Below are 20564 nucleotides of genomic sequence, written 5' to 3' on the forward strand. Positions count from 1 at the left end.
CATGAGCCCCATCCTGGCAGGCGTGCTCCAGCTCATAGCGCTGATCGCTGCGCTGGCGTTGGCGTACCGCCCTCTTGGCGACTACATGGCCGCCATGTACAGCTCCCCCAAGCACCTTCGGGTGGAGAAGGTCATCTACCGCTGCGTCGGCGCCAACCCCGACGCCGAGATGCGCTGGCCCGCCTATCTGCGCGGCGTCCTGGCCTTCTCCGTGGTGGGCGTGCTCTTCCTGTACCTGCTCCAGCGCGTACAGGGCGGGCTGCCGCTGTCCTACGGCTTCTCCTCGATCAGCCCGGACCAGGCGTTCAACACCGCCGCGTCCTTCGTGGGCAACACCAACTGGCAGTCCTACAGCGGCGAGCAGGCCATGGGCCACGTCGTGCAGACCGCCGGCCTGGCCGTACAGAACTTCGTCTCGGCCGCCACCGGCATGGCCGTCGCCATCGCGCTCGTACGGGGCTTCGCCCGCTCGCGCACCGGCAACCTCGGCAACTTCTGGGCCGACCTGGTGCGCGGCACCGTACGCATCCTGGTCCCGATCGCCGTCGTCGGCGCGGTGATCCTGGTCGCCTGCGGCGCCATCCAGAACTTCTCCGGCGTGCACGAGGTCGGCCAGTTCATGGGCGGCTCGCAGCAGACCGGCGGCGGCGCCGTGGCCTCGCAGGAGGTCATCAAGGAGCTGGGCACCAACGGCGGCGGCTACTTCAACGCCAACTCCGCCCACCCCTTCGAGAACCCCAACGCCTTCGCCAACCTCTTCGAGATCTTCCTGATCCTGGTGATCCCGTTCTCGCTGACCCGCACCTTCGGCAAGCTCGTGGGGAACGTCAAGCAGGGGTACGCGATCCTGGCGACGATGGGCTTCATCTGGCTGGCCTTCTCCGCCCTGATGATGTGGACCGAGTTCGCGCACGGCGGCCCGGCGCTCCAGGCGGCGGGCGCGGCGATGGAGGGCAAGGAGAACCGCTTCGGGGTCGGCGGCTCGGCGATCTTCTCGGTCGCCACCACCCTGACCTCCACGGGCGCGGTCAACTCCTTCCACTCCTCTTTCACGGCCTTCGGCGGCGGCATCCAGCTGCTGGGCATGATGCTCGGCGAGATCGCCCCCGGCGGCGTCGGCTCCGGCCTGTACGGCATGCTCGTGATGGCCGTGATCGCGGTCTTCATCGCCGGCCTGATGGTGGGACGCACCCCCGAGTACCTCGGCAAGAAGATCGGCACCCGCGAGATCAAGCTCGCCGCGTGCTACATCCTCATCACGCCCACCCTCGTGCTCGGCTTCAGCGCCGTCTCGATGGTGCTGCCGGACGCGCTCGCCTCCATGCTCAACACCAAGGACCTGGGCGCCGGTTCGCACGGCTTCTCCGAGGTGCTGTACGCCTTCACCTCCGGCGCCAACAACAACGGCTCGGCCTTCGCGGGCCTGAACGCCAACACCCCCTGGTACAACACCACGATCGGCCTGGCCATCCTCCTGGGCCGTTTCCTGCCGATGGTGTTCGTGCTGGCGCTGGCCGGCTCGCTGGCCGAACAGAAGCCGATCCCGGAGACCGCGGGCACCCTGCGGACCGAGAAGCCGCTCTTCTCGGGGCTGCTGGTCGGCACGATCCTGATCATCACCGGTCTGACGTACTTCCCGGCGCTGGCCCTCGGCCCGATCGCGGAGGGACTGTCGTGACCACTCATGTAAAGCAAGAGGAGCCCGGCTCCATGTCCACCGTTACGCCAACTCGCGCTCCGCACCAGGACGTTCCCAGCGGGCACAAGCCGGAGGGCGACGGCCGCGTCGGCGGGGGCCTGTTCGACCCCAAGCAACTGGTCAAGTCGCTGCCCGACGCGATCCGCAAGCTCGACCCGCGGGTGATGGTCAAGTCGCCCGTGATGTTCGTGGTCGAGATCGGCTCCGTACTGACCACGATCTTCGCGATCAAGGACCCGGGGAACTGGTTCGGCTGGGCCATCACCCTCTGGCTGTGGCTGACCACGATCTTCGCCAACCTCGCCGAGGCGGTGGCCGAGGGCCGCGGCAAGGCGCAGGCCGACACCCTGCGCAAGGCCAAGACCGACACCGTGGCGCGCCGGCTGAACGGCGGCACCGAGGAGTCCGTGCCCGGCACCGAACTGCGCATCGGCGACCTGGTCGTGTGCGAGGCCGGCGACATCATCCCCGGCGACGGTGACGTGGTCGAGGGCGTCGCCTCCGTCGACGAGTCGGCCATCACGGGCGAGTCGGCGCCGGTCATCCGTGAGTCCGGCGGCGACCGGTCCGCGGTCACCGGCGGTACGAAGGTGCTCTCCGACCGCATCGTCATCAAGATCACGACGAAGCCGGGCGAGACCTTCATCGACCGGATGATCAACCTCGTCGAGGGCGCGGCCCGCCAGAAGACGCCCAACGAGATCGCGCTGAACATCCTTCTCGCGTCGCTGACCATCGTCTTCCTGCTGGCGGTCGTCACCCTCCAGCCGTTCGCGATCTACGCGGGCGCCGAGCAGCCGATGATCGTGCTGCTGGCCCTGCTGGTCTGCCTGATCCCCACCACCATCGGCGCGCTGCTCTCGGCGATCGGCATCGCCGGCATGGACCGCCTGGTGCAGCGCAACGTCCTGGCCATGTCCGGCAGGGCGGTCGAAGCCGCGGGCGATGTCTCCACGCTGCTGCTGGACAAGACCGGCACCATCACCCTGGGCAACCGCCAGGCCGCCGAGTTCGTGCCGGTCAAGGGCACCACGGCCGCCGAGGTCGCGGACGCCGCCCAGCTCTCCTCGCTCGCCGACGAGACGCCCGAGGGCCGCTCCATCGTCGTCCTGGCCAAGGAGAAGTACGGGCTGCGCGAGCGGCACCAGGGCGAGCTGGTGGACGCCGAGTGGGTGCCCTTCACCGCGCAGACCCGCATGTCGGGTGTGGATGTGGACGGGCGCAAGGTCCGCAAGGGCGCGACCGGTTCGGTCATGGCCTGGGTCAAGGAGCGCGGCGGCACCGTCGCCGAGGACGCCCAGCAGCTGACCGATGCCATCTCGCAGGCGGGCGGTACGCCGCTGCTGGTCGCACTGGAGGACGCGGACGGCGCCCGGGTCCTGGGCGTCATCCACCTCAAGGACGTCGTCAAGGACGGCATGCGCGAGCGGTTCGTCGAGCTGCGCAAGATGGGCATCAAGACCGTCATGATCACGGGTGACAACCCGCTGACGGCCAAGGCCATCGCCGATGAGGCGGGGGTGGACGACTTCCTGGCGGAGGCCACGCCCGAGGACAAGATGGCGCTCATCAAGCGCGAGCAGGCGGGCGGCAAGCTCGTCGCGATGACCGGTGACGGTACGAACGACGCACCGGCCCTCGCGCAGGCGGACGTGGGTGTGGCCATGAACACCGGCACCTCGGCCGCCAAGGAGGCCGGGAACATGGTGGACCTGGACTCCAACCCCACCAAGCTCATCGAGATCGTCGAGATCGGCAAGCAGCTGCTGATCACCCGCGGCGCGCTGACCACCTTCTCCATCGCCAACGACGTCGCCAAGTACTTCGCGATCATCCCGGCGATGTTCGCGGTGGCCTACCCGGGCCTGGACACCCTCAACATCATGCGGCTGTCCAGCCCCAACTCCGCGATCCTCTCGGCGATCATCTTCAACGCGCTGATCATCGTCGCGCTGGTGCCGCTGGCCCTGAAGGGCGTGCGCTACCGGCCGGTCAGCGCCGACAAGTTGCTGAGGCGCAACCTGGGCATCTACGGCCTGGGCGGGCTGATCGCCCCGTTCATCGGCATCAAGATCATCGACCTGCTCATCTCTCTGATCCCCGGGATCGGGTGACCCACCATGAACAACTCCGTACGCAGCAGCGCCCGACTCATCGGGGCAGGGCTGCGGGCCGTCCTCGTCCTGACCGTGGTCTGCGGTGTGATCTACCCGCTCGTCGTCACCGGCATCGCCCAGGCGGCCTTCCACAACAAGGCCAACGGCTCCGAGGTCGAGCACGACGGCAAGGTCGTCGGCTCCCGGCTCATCGGCCAGCGCTACGACAAGGGCGAGACGAAGAACGCCGACGGCACCACCACGCCCGTCCCGGACCTGAAGTTCTTCCAGCCGCGCCCCTCGGCGGGCCTGGGCAGCAATCAGGCCAACGAGGTCAACACCCAGTACGACCTCCAGGTCTCCGGCGCCAGCAACCTGGGCGCCTCCAACACCAACCTGATCAAGTCGGTCCAGGACCAGAAGAAGTGGGTCTCGCGCACCTACGGCGTGCCCGAGTCCCAGGTCCCCGCCGACGCGGTCACCTCCTCCGGCTCCGGCCTGGACCCGCACATCTCCCCGGCCTACGCCGAACTCCAGGTCGCCAAGGTCGCCCAGGAGAACCACCTGGACCGCGCCGAGGTCGCCCGGCTCGTCAAGGACCACACCGACGGCCGCCTCCTCGGCTTCATGGGCGAGCCCGTCGTCAACGTCCTCGAACTCAACATCGCCCTCAAGGACTTGACCACCAAGTCCTGATCCGCCTCCGGCACGCAGCGGCCCCCGGGAGACTTCTCCCGGGGGCCGCTGTGCGTGTGCGTGTGTGCGTCACCAGACGTCGCCGTCGCGCCAGTCGCAGGTGAGTGCGCCGGTGAGGTCCAGGGGGACGAGGTGGGAGAGGACGTGGATGCTGCCGTCCTCGTCCGCGGTGCGGCGGCGGCCGTGGGGGGTGAGGGTGAAGGTGGGGCCGTGCCAGAGGTGCCAGCCGCGGGAGGCGTAGAAGGCGGCGGCGTCGTCGGCGGCGCTGAGGGCTCCCAGGTCGTAGGCGGCGCGTACGGCCTTCTCCAGAGGGGTCATCAGGGCCGTGCCCACGCCCGTGCGCCGGTGGTCGGGGTGGACGCCGACGCCTTCGATGTAGCCGCAGCGCAGGGCGCGGCCGGCGTGGAGCATGCGACGCCGGACCACCGAGGCGTGGCCGATCAGCCGGCCCTCGTGCCAGGCCAGGGTGTGGAGGCCGCCCAGGGAGTGCTCCCAGTCCTCGTCGGTCATCTCGCCCTCGAAGACGACGTCCAGGAGGGCCCGCGCCGCCTTGAGGGTGGCCGCGTCCAGGTCGCAGGTGTGGGCGGTGCGTACCTCGGTCATGGCCGTCATCCTCGCAGGCCGGGGCGGGTGGGGCGAGGGGATTTCGCGGTGCGGGGGAGTGGGGTGGTGGTGTCAAGGCGGTGTCAGGGAAGGGGAGTTGATGTTGCGGGGGCGGGGCGGGGTCGGTTGCATAGGAGGCGTGAACAGCGATCTGCGCCACCAGGACCGGCCGCCTCATCGCGGCTCGCGGTGGGTGCCCGTCGCTGTCTGCGCGGTCCGGTAGTCGCGTTCGACCCGGCCACCGCCGCGGGCGTCGCGTACCTCTTCGCGCGACGCCCGCGTCCGCATGCGCGCCTGCGGGGCCCGAGCCCCGTGCGCAGGCCCGTCAATCTCCCGCCCTTCGCACGCCCGCCCCCGCCGTGGGGCTGCCGTGGCGTGCCCGTGAACCGGATGGATCATGTCTGAGTCCGACCTTGCCGCCTTTTCCGCAACGACCGTCCTCGTCACCGGAGCCACCTGCGGCATCGGCTGGGAAACCGCCCGGCACCTCGCCGGGCGCGGCGCCACCGTGCTCGTGCACGGCCGTACGCAAGCGGAGGCCGAGGATGCCGTCGGGCGGCTGGCGGCGGCCGGGGCCGAGCGCGGCCGGCTGCACCCGCTGGCCGCCGACTTCGCCCGCCTGGAGGAGGTCGAGCAGCTGGCCGCCCGCGTCGCCGCGGCGCACCCGCAGCTGGACGTGCTGGTCAACAACGCCGCGGTGGCGGCCCCCGAGCGGCACACCGTCACCGGCGACGGCAACGAGCTGTCCTTTCAGGTCAACTTCCTCGCCCACTACCTGCTCACCCACCTGCTGGAGGGCCCGCTGACCAGCGGCCCCGGCGGCCGCGTCGTGAACGTCTCCTCCTCGCTGCACCGCACCGCCTCCATCCAGTGGAACGACCCCCAGCGCGCCAAGCGCTACTCCCGGCTGGCGGCCTACGCCCAGTCGCAGCTGGCGCTCACCGTCTTCGCCGCCGACCCGCGGGTCACCGCCGTCAGCGTGCACCCCGGCATCTGCGACACCGCCCTGCTGCCCCTGTACGGCAACCAGGGTGCATCGGCCGCCGAGGGCGCGGCCCATGTCGTACGGCTGTGCGACCCGGCCGTCGAGATCGTCAACGGCGCCTACTACGACCGCGACCGGCGGATGGACCCCGCCCCGGCCGCGACCGAGGAGCGCACCGTCAAGCGGCTGACCAAGCTCGCCGACGCCCTGGTGGGCCAGGCCTGAAGGGAGCGGCGGCCGTGCGGCGGGGGTCCGGGGCGTCCGGGCTCCCGCCGTGCCGGTGCGGTGTGCGCGTCGTATACCAGAGTCGTCCATCAGAGTCGCGTCAAGACCTGACCTGAAGCCGCTACCTGCGCCTTTTGTCCGGATGTGCGGTCTGTAGGGTCGCAGCATGTTCACCAGGTCCATCCCGATGGGGACGGCCGACACGTAAGACAATGGGGCCATGGGACGCGGAACGCGCGGAAGACTCCGCATCTATCTGGGCGCGGCACCGGGCGTCGGCAAGACGTACTCGATGCTGTCCGAGGCACACCGGCGCGTGGAGCGCGGCACGGACGCCGTGGTGGCGTTCGTCGAGCACCACGACCGGCCCCGCACCGAGGTCATGCTGCACGGCCTGGAGCAGATCCAGCGCAAGGAGCTGGAGCACCGCGGCTCGGTCTTCACCGAAATGGACGTGGACGCCGTCCTGGAGCGCCGCCCCGCCGTCGCCCTGGTCGACGAGCTCGCCCACACCAACGTCCCCGGCTCCCGCAACGCCAAGCGCTGGCAGGACATCGAGGAGCTGCTGGAGGCCGGGATCGATGTGATCTCCACGGTCAACATCCAGCACCTGGAGTCGCTCGGCGACGTCGTGGAGTCGATAACGGGAGTGCGCCAGCGCGAGACCGTCCCCGACGAGGTGGTCCGGCGCGCCGACCAGATCGAGCTGGTCGACATGTCGCCCCAGGCGCTGCGCCGCCGCATGGCGCACGGCAACATCTACAAGCCCGACCGGGTCGACGCGGCGCTGTCCAACTACTTCCGGCCCGGCAACCTGACCGCGCTGCGCGAGCTGGCGCTGCTGTGGGTCGCCGACCGGGTGGACGAATACCTCCAGCAGTACCGCTCCGAGCACAGCGTCTCCAAGATCTGGGCCGGCCGCGAGCGCATCGTGGTCGGCCTCACCGGCGGCCCCGAGGGGCGCACACTGATCCGCCGCGCGGCCCGGATGGCGGCCAAGGGCTCGGGCAGCGAGGTGCTGGCCGTCTACATAGGGCGCAGCGACGGCCTGACCCCGGTCTCGCCCAAGGAACTCGCCGTCCAGCGCACCCTGGTGGAGGACCTGGGCGGCACCTTCCACCATGTGATCGGCGAGGACATACCCAACGCCCTGCTGGAGTTCGCACGCGGGGTGAACGCCACCCAGATCGTGCTGGGCTCCAGCCGCCGCAAGGCCTGGCAGTACATCTTCGGCCCCGGCGTCGGCGCCACCGTCGCCCGTGACTCCGGCCCCGACCTGGACGTGCACATCGTCACCCACGACGAGGTCGCCAAGGGACGCGGGCTGCCGGTGCCGCGCGGGGCCGCCCGGCTCGGCCGGTCCCGGATCATCGCCGGCTGGCTGGTGGGCGTCCTGGGCCCCGTACTGCTCACCCTGCTGCTGGCCAGCGTGGAGAACGGGCCGGGCCTGGCCAACGACGTCCTGCTCTTCCTCTTCATGACCGTGGTCGCCGCCCTGCTGGGCGGGCTGCTGCCGTCGCTGGCCTCCGCCGCCGTCGGCTCACTGCTGCTGAACTTCTTCTTCACCCCGCCCACCCACTCCATCACCATCGCCGACCCGAAGAACCTCGTCGCCATCGTGATCTTCTTCGCGGTCGCGGTGTCGGTGACCTCGGTGGTGGACCTGGCCGCCCGGCGCACCCACCAGGCCGCCCGGCTGCGCGCCGAGTCCGAGATCCTCTCCTTCCTCGCGGGCAGCGTGCTGCGCGGCGAGACGACCCTGGACGCCCTGCTGGAGCGGGTACGGGAGACCTTCGCGATGGACTCGGTCGCGCTGCTGGAACGCACCAGCGACGTCGACCCGTGGACGTGCGCGGGCCGGGTCGGCGACACCGAGCACACCCAGCCCATCCAGCGCCCCGAGGACGCCGACGTGGACATGCCGGTGGGCGACCACATGGCGCTGGCGCTGTCCGGGCGGGTGCTGCCCGCCGAGGACCGCCGGGTGCTGGCCGCCTTCGCCGCCCAGGCCGCCGTCGTACTGGACCGCCAGCGCCTGGTGGGCGAGGCGGAGCGGGCCCGCGAGCTGGCCGAGGGCAACCGCATCCGCACCGCCCTGCTGGCGGCCGTCAGCCACGATCTGCGCACCCCGCTGGCCGGCATCAAGGCCTCGGTGACCTCCCTGCGCTCGGACGACGTGGCCTGGTCCGAGGACGACGAGGCGGAGCTGCTGGCCGGCATCGAGGCCGGCGCGGACCGCCTGGACCACCTGGTGGGCAACCTCCTGGACATGTCCCGCCTGCAGACCGGCACGGTCACCCCGCTGATCCGCGAGATCGACCTGGACGAGGTCGTGCCGATGGCGCTGGGCGGCGTCCCCGAAGGCAGCGTCACCCTCGACATCCCCGAGGAACTGCCCATCGTCGCCGTCGACCCCGGGCTGCTGGAGCGCTCGGTGGCCAACCTCGTCGAGAACGCCGTCAAATACAGCCCCGAGGGCGCGAAGGTGCTGGTCGCCGCGAGCGCCCTGGGCGACCGCGTCGAGCTGCGCATCGTGGACCGCGGCCCCGGCGTCCCCGACAGCGCCAAGGACCGCATCTTCGAGCCCTTCCAGCGCTACGGCGACGCCCCGCGCGGCGCCGGTGTGGGCCTGGGCCTGGCGGTCGCCCGCGGTTTCGCGGAGTCCATGGGCGGCACGCTGGCCGCCGAGGACACCCCCGGCGGCGGCATGACGATGGTCCTCACGCTCCGGGCCGCGGCCGGCCGTCCGCCGGCCCGCCCGGACCTCCCCGCCCAGGCGACGACATGACCGTCGCCGCACCACTTCAGTTCCGTGGGCACGGCCCAGACCGTGCGACGCAGGAAAGGCAGGCCCGATGAACCGGGTGCTCGTGGTCGATGACGAGCCGCAGATCGTACGCGCCCTCGTGATCAATCTGAAGGCGCGCAAGTACGAAGTGGACGCCGCCCCCGACGGCGCCACCGCCCTCAAGCTGGCCGCCGCCCGCCACCCCGACGTGATCGTCCTGGACCTGGGCCTGCCCGACATGGACGGCGTCGAGGTGATCAAGGGCCTGCGCGGCTGGACGAGGGTGCCGATCCTGGTGCTCTCCGCGCGCCAGACCTCCGACGAGAAGGTCGAGGCGCTGGACGCGGGCGCCGACGACTACGTCACCAAGCCCTTCGGCATGGACGAGCTGCTGGCCCGGCTGCGCGCCGCGGTCCGCCGGGCCGAGCCGACCGGGCCCCAGGACGACGCGGTCGTCGTGGAGACCGACGGCTTCACCGTCGACCTGGCGGCCAAGAAGGTCAACCGCGGCGGCCGGGACGTGCGCCTGACGCCCACCGAGTGGCACCTGCTGGAGGTCCTGGTCCGCAACACCGGCCGCCTGGTCAGCCAGAAGCAGCTCCTCCAGGAGGTCTGGGGCCCCTCGTACGGCACCGAGACCAACTACCTGCGGGTCTACATGGCCCAGCTCCGCCGCAAGCTGGAGGCCGACCCCTCGCATCCGCGGCACTTCATTACCGAGCCGGGGATGGGGTACCGGTTCGAGCAGTGAGCGGCGCCGGGGACTGTCGGCCGGGGGTCCGGGGGTTGCCCCCGGGGGATGCGGCATCACGGAGCCGGGGATGGGGTCCCGGTTCGGGCAGTGAGGGCCTGGGGGCCGGGGGTGGTCCCACCGGTACGCTGGGTTCATGAGTGCTGGGACCCGATCCGAGAAGCCGGCCGGCCGTTTCCGGCGGATGCTCGACAGGCTGTCCTCCTCCGAGGAGGAGCTTCAGTCCGCCGAGCTGCAGCAGGACACGCAAGCGACGGGCTGCACGCGCATCTGCGACTGCGACGACCGTCAGATAGTCAAGGTCACCGGCACCCTGCGGCATGTCACGCTGCGGCCGCGCGCCGGTGTACCCGCGCTGGAGGCGGAGCTGTTCGACGGCTCCGCCGCACTGGACGTCGTATGGCTGGGCCGCCGCTCCATCGTCGGCATAGAGCCGGGCCGTAAGCTCATCGCCTCGGGCCGGATCTCCATGAGTCACGGACGCCGGGTGCTCTTCAATCCCAAGTACGAACTCCGACCGCTCGGACAGGAGTAGCCGGTGACGTCCCACGACAAACCGACCACCAACGAAAGCCAGGAGCCGGACGAGGCGACGGGCAGAGCCGTCACCGAAGCGGCCCTGTTCGAGGCGTTCGGCGGCGTACGCGGCATGGTGGAGACCGTTCTCCCCGGCCTGCTGTTCGTCACGATCTTCACCATCAACAAGGACCTGCACGTCTCGGCGATCGCGGCGCTGGCCGTCTCGCTGGTGCTGGGCGTGATCCGCCTGGTGCGCAAGGACACCGTCAAGCACGCCTTCAGCGGCGTCTTCGGCGTGGCCTTCGGCGTGATCTTCGCGATGATGACCGGCAACGCCAAGGACTTCTATCTGCCGGGCATGCTCTACACCCTCGGCCTGGGCGTGGCCTACATCGTCACCACGCTCGCCGGGGCCCCGCTGATCGGCCTGATCCTGGGCCCGGTGTTCAAGGAGAACCTCTCCTGGCGCACCCGCAACCCCGGCCGCAAGAAGGCCTACGCCAAGGCCAGCTGGGCCTGGGGCCTGATCCTGCTGGGCAAGTGCGCGATCCTCTTCCCGCTGTACTGGTGGGCCGACACCACCCAGCTGGGCTGGGTGCTGATCGCGCTGAAGATCCCGCCGTTCCTGCTGGCGGTCTGGCTCACCTGGGTCTTCCTGGCCAAGGCCCCGCCGCCCATCGACGTCTTCGCGGAGATGGAGGCGGAGGAGAAGGCCCGCGAGGAGCGCGAGCAGGAGCTCAAGCGCGAGCGCGAGGTGCTTGAGGAGACCGCCGCAGACCTGGGCCAGGACATCACGGCGCAGGCCGCCGCCGAGGCCGCGCCGCAGGACGGCCCGCGGCACCGCCGCTGAGCGCGCACACAAAGGGCGGGGCCCGGAACCACACGGTTCCGGGCCCCGCCCCTTCGCGTCGCCTGCCCGCTAGCCGGCGTCCTCGCGGCGTACCGACAGCAGGTCCTCCAGCTGCTCCTCGCGCGACTGGGCGGCCACGAACAGCAGCTCGTCGCCCGCCTCCAGCGCGTCGTCCTTGCTGGGGGTGAGCACGCGGGTGCCGCGGATGATCGTCACCAGCGAGGTGTCCTCGGGCCACTGCACATCGCCGACCCGGGTGCCGGCCAGCGCCGCCTCCGGGGGCAGCGTCAGCTCGACGAGGTTGGCGTCGCCGTGGCTGAAGCGCAGCAGCCGTACGAGATCGCCGACGCTCACCGCCTCCTCGACCAGGGCCGACATCAGGCGCGGGGTGGAGACGGCGACGTCCACGCCCCAGGCCTCGTTGAACAGCCACTCGTTCTTGGGGTTGTTGACGCGGGCGACCACCCGCGGGACCCCGTACTCGGTCTTGGCCAGCAGCGAGACGACGAGGTTGACCTTGTCGTCGCCGGTCGCCGCGATGACGACGTTGCAGCGCTGCAACGCGGCCTCGTCCAGCGAGGTGATCTCGCAGGCGTCCGCCAGCAGCCACTCGGCCTGCGGCACCCGCTCCACCGAGATGGCGGTGGGCGCCTTGTCGATGAGCAGGATCTCGTGACCGTTTTCGAGCAGTTCGCCCGCGATGGAACGGCCCACCGCGCCCGCGCCCGCAATTGCGACCCTCATGCGTGCGCCTCCTCGGGCCCTTCGGCGAATGCCGCCTCTACCTTTTCGACGTCGTCGGTGCGCATCATCACGTGCACCAGATCGCCTTCCTGCAGCACGGTCTGGGAGGTCGGCAGCATCGCCTCGCCCAGCCGGGTGAGGAAGGCGACGCGTACGCCCGTCTCGTCCTGCAGCTTGCTGACCTTGTGCCCCACCCAGGCCTGGGAGGTGGCCACCTCGGCGAGCTGTACGCCGCCGCTGGGGTCGCGCCACAGCGGCTCGGAGCCCGACGGCAGCAGCCGGCGCAGCATCTGGTCCGCGGTCCAGCGCACGGTGGCGACGGTCGGGATGCCCAGGCGCTGGTAGACCTCGGCGCGGCGCGGGTCGTAGATACGGGCCGCCACGTTCTCCACGCCGAACATCTCGCGGGCCACCCGGGCCGCGATGATGTTGGAGTTGTCGCCGCTGGAGACGGCGGCGAAGGCGCCCGCCTCCTCGATCCCGGCCTCGCGCAGCGTGTCCTGGTCGAAGCCGACGCCGGTGACCCGGCGGCCGCTGAAGGAGGAGCCCAGGCGCCGGAAGGCGGTGGGGTCCTGATCGACCACCGCGATCGTGTGACCCTGGGCCTCCAGGGTCTGCGCGAGCTGGGAGCCCACGCGCCCGCAGCCCATGATGACGATGTGCACGTCCCTACCCCGCACTCCTCGAAGACCTGCTGGCCTGTGTAAACGCCTTACTCATGACTCTCTCTCGGCTCACCGGGAACACGTTGCGGGTATTTTCGGCGCACCGGACACCGTGCCGCGGGTGCGTCCCGCCCACGAGCCTAAGCGGCGACGGGGACGTTTCCCCTGTCCGCGCCGGAGTCCACCGTATCTGCAACGCTCCGGACCCCGTCGTCGGCACCTGGCGTACCGGCCCGGTGCCGGGCCCGTAACCGGGGGCCGGGCCCGGCTCGTGGTGCGGTGAGGCCGGGCCGGTGACAGCCTGAAGGAGGGCCGCTGTGCTGTTGCGGTGCCGCCCGCGGCGGGCTGTGCCGCGGGTTGCCGCAGTGGGCGCGCTCCTCGACACCCGGCTTTCGGCAAGGAGTCCCGCGCATGCCGTACACCTTCGACCTGACCGCCAAGGCCCTGGAAGAGCTCCGGCGCCCGCGCCCCTACCCCGCCATCTCCCTGCTGCTGCCCACCCACCGTCGGGCGCCGGACAACGCTCAGGACGCGATCCGGCTGCGCAACCTGCTGGCCGAGGCCAAGAAGCGGCTCGCGCAGGACGAGCGGGTGACGCGTGAGGTACGGGCGGACGTGGAGCGCCAACTGGACGCCGCGGTGGCCGACTTGGATCTGTCGCACGCCACCGAGGGCACCCTGGTGCTGGCCGCGCCCGGCGAGCACCAGGTCTGGCAGCTGCCCACCGCCGTTCCCGAGCGCCTGGTGATCGCCGAGACCTTCCTCACCCGCAACCTGGTCGCCTCCTGGCTCCAGGACCGGCCGTACTGGGCGCTGGTCATCTCCGAGGAGCGGTCGAGGCTGTGGCAGGGCGCGGGCGAGAGCCTCCACGAGAGCGAGGCCCACGGCTTCCCCGCCGCACCGGAGATCCCCGACCCGCAGGACGCCGAGCCGGGGGCCAACTTCGGCAACCACCCCAGCCCGTACCGCGAGGAGCGGCTGCGCCAGTACCTGCGCTCCCTGGACGACAAACTCTCCGCGGCGCTCAAGGGCGCCCCGGCCCCCGTCCACCTGGTCGGCCTGGAGAGCACGCTGCACGCCTTCGAGGGGCTCTCGCGCAACACGCGGCACCTGGCCACCCATGTCGCGCGCGGCGGCTGCGGCAAGGCGCCCGCGCACGAGCTGGCCGAACTGCTGCGGCCGGCCCGCCGGGCGCATGCCGCCGCCCGGCAGGAGCAGGCCCTGGCGCGCCTGCGGGACGCGCTGGGCGCCCGCCGCTTCGCCGCGGCGCCCGCCGAGGTGTGGGAGGCGGTGCACCAGGGGCGGGCCGCGCTGCTGCTGGTCGAGGAGAGCCTGCAGATCACGGCCGTGCCCGACGGAGCCCGGCTGCTCCCGGCCGATGCGCCCGATACCCCCGGCGCCCAGGAGGACGTGATCGACACCCTCGTGGAGAGCGCGCTCGGCACCGACGCCGAGGTCGTCTTCGTTGCCGACGGGGCGCTGGCCGACCACGGAGGGACCGCCGCGGTGCTGCGCTACTGACGTCGCGCCGGGGCGGGGCGAGCGGCGGCTGCCCCGGATGCGCCGAAACCGCCGCCGATGTCCCACCGGCCCCGAATTTCCCCCGGTGAAACCCTCAACTAGGTGCGTACATCTGCCCGATGAGGCACCCTACGAACCGTGTCCACTCTGCCTTCGCAGCCGCAGCACCCTCAACACCGGCCGCCCGCGCCCCACATGGTGGTCTGCGGCGACGACGCGCTCGCCCACCGCCTGGCCGCCGAGCTGACCGAGGTCTACGGCGAGCGGGTCACCCTGGTCGTGCCCTCGGCGCGCGAGCCGCAGCGCCCCCTGGTCCCGCCGCCGCTGCGCGGGCTGAACCGCGCCACCGCGCTGCTGGGCCGGGTCTCGGCGGCGGTCTCCCGTACGGCCGTGCTCCCGCCCGTGGAGGGCGGCGAGGGCAACGGGCAGCAGGCCAACGGCGAGACGGGGCCGCAGGGCAACGGCGCGCGCCGCCCGCCCGCCGGGCAGCTGCGGGTCCTAGTGGCGCCGGAGGCCGACGACGAGGCGCTGACCGCGGCGGGCGTGTGCGAGGCCGGGGCGCTCGCGCTGGTCTATGACGACGACGAGGCCAACATCCACGCCGCGCTGCGCGCCCGCCGCCTCAACCCCTGCCTGCGGCTGGTCATCCGCCTCTACAACCGCAAACTCGGCCAGTACCTGGAGGACCTGCTGGACCAGGCGGCGGCCGTCGCCACCCCCGACGAGGGCCAGGGCGCGGCCGTCGACGCCTCGACCACCGTGCTCTCCGACGCCGACACCGTCGCGCCCGGCCTGGTGGCCACCGCCGTCGCCGGCACCAGCAAGGTCATCGAGGCCGACGGGCTGCTGCTGCGCGCCGTGGACCGCACCCCGCCCGCCCCCGACCGGGTCGCCGACCCGGGCCTGGCCACCCTGGCGCTGCTGTCCGCCACCGTCAACGACCCGGCGGGCGCCGAGGGTTCGGCCGTCAGCGGCGACGGGCCCACCCTGCTGCCCACCGACGAACTGGCCGCCACCGCGGCGGGCTGCCAGGCCGTCGTCCTGGAGACCGTCACCTACCGCGGGCGGCCGCTGCGCGGCGGCGGCCTGGGCAGCGCCGGCATTCCGCTGCGCCAGCTCTTCTCGCGCCGGCTGCGCTGGTCGATCGCCGGAGTGGTCGCCACGGTCCTGCTGCTGACCGTCACCTCCTTCCTCACCACCGACATCACCCCCGTACACGCCGCCTACCTCGCCCTGCTGGACCTCTTCGCCATCAACGAACCGGCCGTCGAGGAGCCGGTGGCCCGCAAGCTGATCCAGCTGCTGTCCGGGCTGCTGGGGCTGCTGCTGATGCCGGTCATGGTCGCCGCGGTCCTGGAGGGCCTGGGCACCTTCCGCAACGGCACCGCGCTGCGCCGCCCGCCGCGCGGCCTGTCGGGCCATGTCGTCCTGCTGGGCCTGGGCAAGGTCGGCACCCGCGTACTGGCCCGGCTGCACGAGATGGGTATACCGGTGGTGTGCGTGGAGGCCGACCCGGAGGCGCGCGGTGTCGCGCTGGCCAGGCGGCTGCGGGTGCCCACCGTCCTGGGCGATGTCACCCAAGAAGGCGTCCTGGAGGCCGCCAAGATCGGCCGGGCCCGCATCCTGCTCGCCCTGACCAGCGCGGACAGTACGAATCTGGAGGCCGCGCTGTACGCCAGGTCGCTCAAGCCGCGGCTGCGGGTGACCCTGCGCCTGTTCGACGACCGCTTCGCCACCGCCGTCTACCGCACCCTGCGCACCGCCCACCCGCACGCCCTGACCCGCAGCCGCAGCGTCAGCTTCCTGGCCGCGCCCGCCTTCGCCGGCGCGATGATGGGCCGGCAGATCCTGGGCGCCATCCCCGTCGAGCGCCGGGTGCTGCTCTTCGCGCGGGTGGAGGTACGCGGCCACGCCGACCTGGAGGGCCGCACCATCGGCGAGGTCTTCCGCGCCGGGCGGGTGCGCGTGCTGGCGGTGGCCTGCGAGCAGCCGGCCGCGGCGCCCGCCTCCCGTACGGACCGGGGTGAGCGTACGGAGCGCGGTGAGCGTACGGACCGCGCCGAGGCCAGGGAGCCCGCGCCCGCCCGTCTGGCCAAGGACCTGGGGCCCGATTACGTCCTGCGCCCCCAGGACCGCGTCCTGGTGGCCGCCACCCGCCAGGGCCTGGGCGACCTGCTGGGCCGCAGGTCGCGGGCGGCGGCCGATGCCCCGGCGCCGCAGCAGGTGCCCGAGCGGTGGGACTGACGCGATTGACGGTCGGCCGTGTGCCTGCGGCATCCTGGAAGGCCGTCGTCCCGTCCGGACGGCGGCCGCCGCACGCCGGCGGCGGACAGCGGCCCGAGGAGAACCAGCAGTGCAGCGCGGCGGGATATCCAGCCAGTACCTCCAGGTCTACGCCTCGCTTTTGGCCGAGGTCTCCGAGACCGGACGGCTGCCGCGCCGCCACGAACTGGACGCGCTGCGCGACCTGGGCGAGCGCGCCGCCGAGGGCGGGCACGGGCTGCGCGAACTGGTCGGGATCTTCCTGGGGGAGACCCGCCGGGTGTGGGGCGAGCTGCCGGGCGTGGCCAAGGCCGCCGGTGCCGCCGAGCGGGCCCGTATGGGCGACGCGGTGCTCGGCGCCGTGGACGCGGCCATCGCCGCCCTGGGCGAGGGCCACGAGCGCGCCCAGCGCCTGGCCGTACGCCAGGAGGAGGCCGCCCGCCGCGAGTTCGTCGACGACCTGCTGTACGGGCGCAGCGACCTGGGGCGGCTGGCCGAGCGCGCCGAGCGCTTCGGGCTGCGCCTGGCCCACGAGCACGCCGTCGCCGTCGCCGAGGGGGACGAGCCCTTCGACGACATCCACCCCGTCGCCCGCCGGGTCGAGCGCGAGCTGATCGGCCGCTTCGGCGACCGCGATGTGCTGATCGCCACCAAGGAGGGCCGGCTGGTGTGCGTCGGCGCCAGCAGCGAGCGCGCGGTCCTGGACGCCTTCGCCAAGTACGCCCAGTGGCCCGACGTCGGGCAGCGCGGCGCCAGCCGGGTGGCCATCGGCCGGGCCCACTCCGGCGCCGGGGGAGTGGTGCGCTCCTACGAGGAGGCGCTGGGCGCCCTGGAGCTGGCCGAGCAACTGGAGCTGACCGAGCCGGTGCTGCGCGCCTCGGACCTGCTGGTCTTCCCCGTACTGCTGCGGGACCGGGCGGCCATGGCCGACCTGGTGGGCACCGTGCTGGGCCCGCTGACGCAGTCCCGTGGCGGCGCGGGGCCGCTGCTGGAGACGATCGGCGCCTGCGCGGCCGCCGGGTACGTCAACGCGGAGGCGGCCCGCCGTCTCAAGGTCAGCGTGCGCACCCTGTCCTACCGACTGGAGCGGATCAAGTTCCTCACCGGTTACGACCCCTCCGACGGGCTGCAGCGCTTCACCCTGGAGACCGCCGCGATGGGCGCACGGCTGCTGGGGTGGCCCGACAAGCCGCTGTGACCGCGCTCCGGTGCTGTCCGGAGCGAGATGGTGGGCCGTTAACAGGCCATTAGGAACGCGTAAAGATTGCCGGGATCCGGCAATGTGCGGACCGCCCCCGTGATGCCACCATCAAGGCACACCAGCCGCAGGAAGATCACGAAACGGGGGAACGGACCATGGGCGATTTTCTGCGCGCCGCGCTCTCCTTCCCCGCCGCGCTGTTCAGCTTCGCGCTAGTGATCATGGCGGCGTACTGGCTGCTGGTGCTGATCGGCGGAGTGAGCGCCGACATCCTCGACGGGGGTGAGGGTGTCGAGGCGGGGTCCGCCGAGACGGCCGGGCTGCCGGTGACCGTCACGCTCTCGCTGGGCATCCTCATTGCCTGGTTCGTGAGCCTGGCCGGCGCCGCGCTCACCGAGAGCCTCCCGCTGCGTGCCGCGGCCCTGGCGCTCGCGCTGCTGGCCGCCTGGGGCGGCACCCGCGTCGCCCTGCGGCTGGCCCGGCGCATGCTGCCTCCTGAACGGGTCGCCTCGCGCGAGGACTTCGTGGGCCGGGTGTGCGTCATCCGCACCGGCCGCGTGGACACCGGCTTCGGCCAGGCCGAGGTCACGGCCGAGGACGGCTCCACCGCCGTCGTCCAGGTCCGCACCGACGAGACCGGCCTGGCCGCGGGCAGCTCCGCGCTGATCTTCGACTACGACTCCGAGGGCGAGTTCTTCCGCGTGGCGCGCTTCGACGCCGTACTGGACCCGTACCGCCCCGGCGGCCCAGCGCTCTAGGCGGGCTGAGGGCCCGCGCCGTAGTCAGCAACTTTTCGAACTGACCCAGGGATTCACCCATGGATGCCATCACCGTAGGAATCGGCGTGACCATCGCCGTCGTCGTACTGGTCGTGCTCGTGGCGCTGTTCGCGCTCACCCGCCTGTACCGCAAGGTCCACCAGGGCCAGGCGCTGATCGTCTCCAAGTACCGCAAGGTCGATGTCACCTTCACCGGCGCCGTCGTCCTGCCGGTGCTGCACAAGGCCGAGGTCATGGACATCTCGGTGAAGACCATCGAGATCGGCCGCACCGGCAACGAGGGCCTGATCTGCCAGGACAACATCCGCGCCGACATCCGCATCGCCTTCTTCGTACGCGTCAACAAGACCCGCGAGGACGTCGTCAAGGTCGCCCAGGCCATCGGTACCGCCCGCGCCAGCGACGAGCGCACTCTGCAGGAGCTGTTCAACGCGAAGTTCTCCGAGGCCCTGAAGACCGTCGGCAAGCAGCTGGACTTCCAGGACCTCTACACCAAGCGGGACGAGTTCCGGGACCGGATCATCGCCGTCATCGGCACCGACCTCAACGGCTACAGCCTGGAGGACGCGGCGATCGACTACCTGGAGCAGACGCCGCTGGACCAGCTGGACGGCGACAACATCCTCGACGCGCAGGGCATCCGCAAGATCACCGAACTGACGGCGATCGAGCACGTGCGCACCAATGAGTACCAGCGCCACGAGGAGAAGGAGATCACCCGGCAGAACGTGGACGCCCGCGAGGCCGTCCTGGAGCTGGAGCGCCGGCAGGCGGACGCCGAGATCAAGCAGAAGCGCGAGATCGAGACCGTACGGGCCCGCGAGGAGGCCGAGACCGCGCGCGTGCAGGCCGAGGAGCGGCTGCGCTCGCACTCCGCGCACCTGAAGACCGAGGAATCGCTCGGCATCCAGAACGAGAACCGCGAGCGGGAGATCGCGGTGGCCGCCAAGAACCGCGAGCGGGTCATCGCCATCGAGAACGAGCGCATCGAGAAGGACCGCCTCCTGGAGGTCATCGCCCGCGAGCGGGAGACCCAGCTGGTGCGGATCGCCGCCGACAAGGAGGTCGAGGCGGAGAAGCGCGAGATCGCCGACGTCGTACGCGAGCGGATCGCCGTCGAGAAGACCGTCGCCGCCCAGGAGGAGGAGATCAAGAAGCTGCGTACGGTCCAGGAGGCCGAGCGCGAGCGCCAGGCACTGATCATCCGCGCCGAGGCCGAGGCCCAGGAGCGCCTGGTCAAGGACCTCAAGGCGGCCGAGGCGGCCGAGCAGGCGGCGACCCACCGGGCCGCCGAGGAGCTCACGCTGGCCGAGACCCGGCACAAGACCGCCGAGCTGGACGCCCAGGCCAAGATCCGTCTGGCGGAGGGCATCCAGGCCGAGGCCGCTGCGGCCGGACTGGCCGATGTGCAGGTGCGCGAGATGAACGCCGCCGCGATCGAGAAGTCGGGCCTGGCCGAGGCCGAGGCCGCCCAGGCGCTGATGAAGGCCGAGGCGGAGGGCGCCCGCGCCAAGGCGCTGGCCAACGCCGAGGGAGCGAGGGCCCAGGCCCAGGCCGACGCGGTCGCCATCTCCGAGAAGCTCAGGGCCGAGGCCGCGGGTCTGACCGAGAAGGCCGCGGCGATGGCCGCCCTGGACGCGGCCAGCCGCGAGCACGAGGAGTACCGCCTGCGGCTGGAGGCCGAGAAGGACATCCGCCTGGCCGGCATCGACGTCCAGCGCCAGATCGCCGAGGCACAGGCCACCGTCCTGGCCACCGGCCTGGAGAACGCGAAGATCGACATCGTCGGCGGGGAGAGCGTCTTCCTGGACCGGCTGGCCGGCGCGATCGGCACCGGCAAGGGCCTGGACGCCCTGGTGGAGCGCTCGGAGACGGTTCGTACGGTGGCCGGCCCCTGGCTGGACAAGGACAACTCCACCTTCACCAAGGACCTGGGCACCATCCTCGGCGGCCTGGGGGCCTCCGGACTGCGCGATCTGACCATCGCGGGGGCGCTGTCCCGGCTGATCGCGCAGGGCGGCGCACAGGCCGCACCGCTCAAGGGGCTCCTGGAGTCCGTACGGGCCAGTGGTCTGGCCGACACCAAGCTGGCCGAACTGGGGGCGGCACCCGCCCGGATGAACGGCGCGGCTCCGGCCGCGGCCGGGCAGTAGGCGCCGCCACAGGACGGCCACGGCCGA

General features: G+C 71.8%; 16 protein-coding genes. 13 read left to right on the forward strand and 3 right to left on the reverse strand.

From position 1 onward, the window contains the following. Position 1: 1 nt before the first annotated feature. From kdpA to kdpC, 3 genes are read left to right on the forward strand one after another with little or no spacing between them, the layout of a single operon-like run. Positions 2-1678, forward strand: a complete 1677-nt coding sequence (kdpA, locus tag AC4IJH_RS09320; protein ID WP_490851096.1) for a potassium-transporting ATPase subunit KdpA — start codon at positions 2-4, stop codon at positions 1676-1678. 32 nt (positions 1679-1710) lie between these two features. Beyond that, positions 1711-3813, forward strand: coding sequence for a potassium-transporting ATPase subunit KdpB (gene kdpB, locus AC4IJH_RS09325; protein ID WP_490851097.1), 2103 nt, complete (start codon positions 1711-1713; stop codon positions 3811-3813). A gap of 6 nt (positions 3814-3819) precedes the next feature. Then, complete coding sequence (kdpC, locus tag AC4IJH_RS09330; RefSeq protein ID WP_490851098.1) at positions 3820-4491, forward strand: potassium-transporting ATPase subunit KdpC; 672 nt, start codon at positions 3820-3822, stop codon at positions 4489-4491. Between the two features lie 69 nt (positions 4492-4560). Here the strand turns inward: kdpC and AC4IJH_RS09335 are convergent, their stop codons facing one another. Continuing rightward, positions 4561-5094 (reverse strand): GNAT family N-acetyltransferase, encoded by a 534-nt coding sequence (locus tag AC4IJH_RS09335; RefSeq protein ID WP_490851099.1) that lies wholly within the window; start codon positions 5092-5094, stop codon positions 4561-4563. Between the two features lie 397 nt (positions 5095-5491). Here AC4IJH_RS09335 and AC4IJH_RS09340 point away from each other — a divergent pair, with 397 nt between their 5' ends. The 5 genes from AC4IJH_RS09340 (at position 5492) to AC4IJH_RS09360 (ending at position 11212) form a co-directional block, all read left to right on the forward strand. After that, positions 5492-6304, forward strand: a complete 813-nt coding sequence (locus AC4IJH_RS09340) for an SDR family NAD(P)-dependent oxidoreductase (protein ID WP_490851100.1) — start codon at positions 5492-5494, stop codon at positions 6302-6304. A gap of 220 nt (positions 6305-6524) precedes the next feature. Continuing rightward, the gene (locus tag AC4IJH_RS09345) at positions 6525-9092 is read left to right on the forward strand and encodes a DUF4118 domain-containing protein (RefSeq protein ID WP_490851101.1); all 2568 of its coding nucleotides are present in this window, start codon (positions 6525-6527) and stop codon (positions 9090-9092) included. 67 nt (positions 9093-9159) lie between these two features. Then, the gene (locus tag AC4IJH_RS09350; protein WP_490851102.1) at positions 9160-9843 is read left to right on the forward strand and encodes a response regulator; all 684 of its coding nucleotides are present in this window, start codon (positions 9160-9162) and stop codon (positions 9841-9843) included. Between the two features lie 136 nt (positions 9844-9979). Further along, complete coding sequence (locus AC4IJH_RS09355; protein ID WP_490851103.1) at positions 9980-10378, forward strand: OB-fold nucleic acid binding domain-containing protein; 399 nt, start codon at positions 9980-9982, stop codon at positions 10376-10378. 3 nt (positions 10379-10381) lie between these two features. After that, positions 10382-11212 carry a DUF3159 domain-containing protein gene (locus tag AC4IJH_RS09360; protein WP_490851104.1) on the forward strand — a complete coding sequence of 277 codons (831 nt, stop codon included), beginning with the start codon at positions 10382-10384 and terminating at the stop codon, positions 11210-11212. Positions 11213-11281: 69 nt separating this feature from the next. On the opposite strand, the gene AC4IJH_RS09365 is transcribed toward AC4IJH_RS09360, so the two are convergent. Continuing rightward, complete coding sequence (locus AC4IJH_RS09365) at positions 11282-11956, reverse strand: potassium channel family protein (RefSeq protein WP_490851105.1); 675 nt, start codon at positions 11954-11956, stop codon at positions 11282-11284. Then, positions 11953-12621, reverse strand: coding sequence for a potassium channel family protein (locus tag AC4IJH_RS09370; RefSeq protein WP_490851106.1), 669 nt, complete (start codon positions 12619-12621; stop codon positions 11953-11955). Before AC4IJH_RS09370 ends, AC4IJH_RS09365 begins: the two co-directional genes overlap by 4 nt. Positions 12622-13032: 411 nt before the next feature. Here AC4IJH_RS09370 and AC4IJH_RS09375 point away from each other — a divergent pair, with 411 nt between their 5' ends. The 5 genes from AC4IJH_RS09375 (at position 13033) to AC4IJH_RS09395 (ending at position 20537) form a co-directional block, all read left to right on the forward strand. Continuing rightward, complete coding sequence (locus AC4IJH_RS09375; RefSeq protein WP_490851107.1) at positions 13033-14142, forward strand: baeRF3 domain-containing protein; 1110 nt, start codon at positions 13033-13035, stop codon at positions 14140-14142. Between the two features lie 195 nt (positions 14143-14337). Then, positions 14338-16386 (forward strand): NAD-binding protein, encoded by a 2049-nt coding sequence (locus AC4IJH_RS09380; RefSeq protein WP_490851173.1) that lies wholly within the window; start codon positions 14338-14340, stop codon positions 16384-16386. Positions 16387-16495: 109 nt separating this feature from the next. Beyond that, positions 16496-17602, forward strand: a complete 1107-nt coding sequence (locus tag AC4IJH_RS09385; RefSeq protein ID WP_490851108.1) for a PucR family transcriptional regulator — start codon at positions 16496-16498, stop codon at positions 17600-17602. A gap of 158 nt (positions 17603-17760) precedes the next feature. Further along, entirely contained in the window at positions 17761-18363 is a 603-nt protein-coding gene (locus AC4IJH_RS09390; RefSeq protein ID WP_490851109.1) for a hypothetical protein, read from the forward strand. Between the two features lie 59 nt (positions 18364-18422). Further along, on the forward strand, positions 18423-20537 hold the full coding sequence (locus AC4IJH_RS09395; protein WP_490851110.1) for a flotillin family protein: 2115 nt from the start codon (positions 18423-18425) through the stop codon (positions 20535-20537). The last annotated feature ends 27 nt before the right edge of the window (positions 20538-20564 follow it).

The organism is Streptomyces sp. UF-297 (assembly GCF_058245575.1).

What these genes read in the sequence shown, in the direction of transcription:
- kdpA (WP_490851096.1), top strand. Translation starts at nt 2, where the DNA reads ATGAGCCCCATCCTGGCAGGCGTGCTCCAGCTCATAGCGCTGATCGCT.
- kdpB (WP_490851097.1), top strand. Translation starts at nt 1,711, where the DNA reads ATGTCCACCGTTACGCCAACTCGCGCTCCGCACCAGGACGTTCCCAGC.
- kdpC (WP_490851098.1), top strand. Translation starts at nt 3,820, where the DNA reads ATGAACAACTCCGTACGCAGCAGCGCCCGACTCATCGGGGCAGGGCTG.
- AC4IJH_RS09335 (WP_490851099.1), bottom strand. Translation starts at nt 5,094, where the DNA reads ATGACCGAGGTACGCACCGCCCACACCTGCGACCTGGACGCGGCCACC.
- AC4IJH_RS09340 (WP_490851100.1), top strand. Translation starts at nt 5,492, where the DNA reads ATGTCTGAGTCCGACCTTGCCGCCTTTTCCGCAACGACCGTCCTCGTC.
- AC4IJH_RS09345 (WP_490851101.1), top strand. Translation starts at nt 6,525, where the DNA reads ATGGGACGCGGAACGCGCGGAAGACTCCGCATCTATCTGGGCGCGGCA.
- AC4IJH_RS09350 (WP_490851102.1), top strand. Translation starts at nt 9,160, where the DNA reads ATGAACCGGGTGCTCGTGGTCGATGACGAGCCGCAGATCGTACGCGCC.
- AC4IJH_RS09355 (WP_490851103.1), top strand. Translation starts at nt 9,980, where the DNA reads ATGAGTGCTGGGACCCGATCCGAGAAGCCGGCCGGCCGTTTCCGGCGG.
- AC4IJH_RS09365 (WP_490851105.1), bottom strand. Translation starts at nt 11,956, where the DNA reads ATGAGGGTCGCAATTGCGGGCGCGGGCGCGGTGGGCCGTTCCATCGCG.
- AC4IJH_RS09375 (WP_490851107.1), top strand. Translation starts at nt 13,033, where the DNA reads ATGCCGTACACCTTCGACCTGACCGCCAAGGCCCTGGAAGAGCTCCGG.
- AC4IJH_RS09380 (WP_490851173.1), top strand. Translation starts at nt 14,338, where the DNA reads ATGGTGGTCTGCGGCGACGACGCGCTCGCCCACCGCCTGGCCGCCGAG.
- AC4IJH_RS09390 (WP_490851109.1), top strand. Translation starts at nt 17,761, where the DNA reads ATGGGCGATTTTCTGCGCGCCGCGCTCTCCTTCCCCGCCGCGCTGTTC.
- AC4IJH_RS09395 (WP_490851110.1), top strand. Translation starts at nt 18,423, where the DNA reads ATGGATGCCATCACCGTAGGAATCGGCGTGACCATCGCCGTCGTCGTA.